Raw genomic sequence first — 3,600 nt, 5'->3', positions numbered from 1 at the left:
ACGTGTTGATAGGTAAGTGCATTGAACACCTCCCCGTATTGTTCAGGAAAAAATGTCAGGGGTTATCATGCCACAATGGGGCGTACGGCTGTAGTACTAGGACGATAGCGAGGGGATTCAGCGAAAAACGCGCCAGCTGACGCTTCAAACGCCCTATCAAGGGCTGGCTGTCGTGAACATTGCCCGCCATGGCATAAGTGTCCAGAATAATATTGGCTTTCCCGTCCACGGTACGGTGGTCGAGATAGAAAAAACCTTTCGGTTTGTTCGCCCGGTGCATAAATCCGCTTTCCGGGTCAGTGGTGCTGACTTTAGTCTTTCTTTGCCGTTCCTTATGGACTGGTTTCAGGCTTTTTTTCCGGACTTAGCCCGGTCTTCATTCACCGCTTTTTCCAATTCGTCCAGATAAACACCCGGCGGAACGGGGCGCAGAATATTCTCGGATTTATGGGGATTGGCACTGCCTTTCAGATGCGTGCTGTCCGTATAAAGTTCCCGGCCGCCGACAAAACCTTTCCCGATAGCCTGCTCGACAATATTGTCGAAAATCTGTTGGAATACATAGGAATGGTTAAACCGGCGACGCCGGTTCTGGCTGAGGGTTGATGCATCCGGGACTTTGTCGGTCAGCCCCAGCCGTAAGAACCAGCGGTAAGCCATATTGACCTGAATTTCCTGCACCAACCGGCGTTCACTGGGCACACCAAATAAATAGCCCAGTAACATCATTTTAATCAGCATCACCGGGTCTATCGCGGGGCGGTCATTATTGTGGCAATACAACGGGGCGGCTAAGTCACGGATAAATTCGAAATCCAGCGCCGCATCCACTTTACGAACCAGATGGTTTTTGGGCACAAGGTCATCGAGTTAGAGGGTTTCGGGAGGAAACGTCTGGGGAGGGGGCATTCTTAACATGGCGGCAAGCTCCGTCGGGTAAACGGAATTTGATTAAAGCAAAGTGCCGGATAAAAAACCAGCACTTTGTCAATAATCTGTATCACCGTAGGTGAGGCTGGTTGTGCTCAGGTTAGGGTACTACACTGGAGTGTAGGGAAGCCGGAGACTATCAGCAACGACCAGACGCGCTACAGTTACGATAATCTGCTTGGTAGCAGCGGGCTGGAGATCGATGGGAATGGGAATATCCTCAGTCAGGAAGAGTACTATCCATATGGTGGGACGGCGGTATGGGAAGCGCGCAGCCAGATTGAAGCGGACTACAAAACCGTACGTTATTCAGGTAAGGAACGTGATGCGACCGGGTTGTATTACTACGGTTATCGCTATTATCAGCCGTGGGCAGGGTGCTGGCTTTCAGCCGATCCGGCGGGTACGGTGGATGGGTTGAATCTGTTCAGGATGGTTCGGAATAGCCCTATAACCTATCAGGACCCAGCCGGACTGGCACCTACCAAGAGAAAAAATGACTCTCCGCCGCAGCAAGGTGCCGCTAAGCCAACAAAACATAATTCTAAAGGCTTGGGAACATATGCTTGTAGAGAGCGAGAAAGAAAACGCCTGACCGATAAGTACTACAAGAACGCCCTCCATACCATGTGGAAGCAACCGGGCAGGCATGAGAGTCATCAGTCAGAACACGTATTCGGCTATGCTGCAGTGACGACACTCAAACGAGGCGATGGTAAATTGGCAAAAACACTCGAGGGGGCATTACCAGCATATTATGAGGAGCATGATTCCCACCGGGCTCATATAGGAACAGGTAGCAGCAATAAGGGAAACAATACTGATACGTCTGCCGATTTGTACCGTGAATTACAAGGAACATATTATAGGAACGGTGAGTATGGTGCCGGCATTCAGCTAAATCAGACACTCTATTCGAACTCAAAAGGTAATCAGTACAGAAAAAGTCGAAATAATCCAATGAATGCTGACTTGCACAAGGCGGCAGACGACTCATTCCGAAATATGATCAAACATACAAACGTTTTACCTCATATCGATAGTCAAGGATCTATTACAAATAGTCCTATGCCCGAATTGGACAAAGTAGAGAGTATAACAGCCAGATTGATGGTTGAATTGGGAAGAAATCCCACGTACTCCGAATTAAGCAAAGGTTTTCATGACATCGGTCTGTTTAAGGAGTCGTTCCAGTATATTCACTATCTAGACTGGATTGTTAAAAAAGAAATTAATACAGCAATAAATGAAGGCTTTGGTGGATTCCCATCAACCCGTGGTCGGTATCCAGAATCTCCATTCTGACACAGATACTCTGAAGATATATTTCACGACGAAAGGGTATTGAGAATTAAATTTTCTGGTTAAAAAACACTTCCTCACTGAATCTTAAAATGAGGCACATTTGAGACGGTCAGTGTAGTTTTAAATGTATTAGTAAGATTGGTGAGGGAGACTAACGGATCAAGTTTGAGTCAGTACAAAGGTTTTTGGTCGGGTTTTGATCTTATAAATCAATCAAAAGTTCCACGGTTTGAGAATACGATAGGTGTATTTGAACATATTATTAAATTAGTGAAGGGAAGGAAGTTATTTGTCTGTGGGTATAGTTTAGGTGGTGCACTTGCATTAATTCATAGCGCACAATTGAAAGAGCATAAACCTTGCCTTTATACTTATGGTATACCACGTACATTAACCAAAAGTGCAGTTCAAGAAATATCTGAAATTGCACATTATCGCCATGTCAATGAAGATGATTCTGTTCCTTTTAACAAGGATATGGACAATATTGCATTCCAAGTCGGAGATACTTATTCTGGAATAGCGATTGAACTTTTTGATAGTCCTATTGCCGAAGAGGCATCTAAATGGTACCCGAACTCGGCACTTTTTGCTGGAAGAATTGTTGCAAAAGTTTTTAAATCATTTAGTAGTAATGATGAGCCTTTTTTACATCATGGAAATTTAGTTTATTTTTATGTTTAGTCTTATTCGGAATCAAAACATAAACTTTACCTATTACCATCATTAAGTGAAAAGACGAAAAATAGCACCACGGAATTTATTAATCAATATGAGCAATTTAAAGTGGCGGGATTGAAAGAAACAGTAATTAAATCATTATACCCAGATAATAATGAGAATGCTACTGATAAAAGCAGTTTAGGCGCGTTGGATCACGGTAGTGCTTTATATGCAAATTATATTGATCAGAGATTAAGAGAATTATGTGCTCTCCCTCCAGATCAAAAATATCAAAGACCTAATGAGGATTTATCATTTTTAGATACAGCTCCTAAATCTATTGCTGCTGTGTTTGGAAGAAAAAAATTAGTAAGTATTATTATCTGATGGAGATAGATAACCAGTTAGCAACTACTTTGGAAGTAACTAGAAAAGATGAAAAAGGTTCAGTATCATTACAGCGTTATTTTGAAAAACGATAAAAATAATCAGGAGTCACTAAAATGACGATGAAATTTATACAATTAATGTTATTGCCATTCACTCTGTGCTTGAATGGGTGTGATTTTTTTTCGAGTACCATTTCGGAATCTTGGCATTCTTAGAGGCTATTCAGAATCTTTTTCACCCTGAACAGTTTTTCATGTAACCTACTGGAATGAGAAAAGTTTATGCCAGTGATATCAGTCGAGAAGTCTTTCA

2 protein-coding genes and 2 pseudogenes are annotated in these 3,600 nt (G+C 42.8%); 3 read left to right on the top strand and 1 reads right to left on the bottom strand.

What is annotated here, in order from left to right; all coding sequences use genetic code 11:
• Positions 1 to 97: 97 nt before the first annotated feature.
• Positions 98 to 858: pseudogene (locus Xinn_RS20255) on the bottom strand (transposase); the annotation flags it as partial.
• Between the two features lie 138 nt (positions 859 to 996).
• Between Xinn_RS20255 and Xinn_RS22975 the strand changes: the two are divergent.
• The 3 genes and pseudogenes from Xinn_RS22975 to Xinn_RS20240 all read left to right on the top strand — a co-directional run.
• A pseudogene (locus Xinn_RS22975) lies at positions 997 to 2,235 on the top strand (RHS repeat-associated core domain-containing protein); the annotation flags it as partial.
• Positions 2,236 to 2,400: 165 nt separating this feature from the next.
• Positions 2,401 to 2,919: a lipase family protein gene (locus tag Xinn_RS20245; protein ID WP_169923638.1), complete on the top strand. Its 519-nt coding sequence runs from the start codon at positions 2,401 to 2,403 to the stop codon at positions 2,917 to 2,919.
• Positions 2,920 to 3,030: 111 nt separating this feature from the next.
• On the top strand, positions 3,031 to 3,285 hold the full coding sequence (locus Xinn_RS20240; RefSeq protein ID WP_143706525.1) for a hypothetical protein: 255 nt from the start codon (positions 3,031 to 3,033) through the stop codon (positions 3,283 to 3,285).
• The last annotated feature ends 315 nt before the right edge of the window (positions 3,286 to 3,600 follow it).

Origin of the sequence: Xenorhabdus innexi (assembly GCF_002632485.1) — a bacterium.
Lineage (GTDB): Bacteria > Pseudomonadota > Gammaproteobacteria > Enterobacterales > Enterobacteriaceae > Xenorhabdus > Xenorhabdus innexi.
The sequence above is the reverse complement of the archived record's forward strand: the minus strand, read 5'-3'. Positions and strand labels throughout refer to the sequence as shown.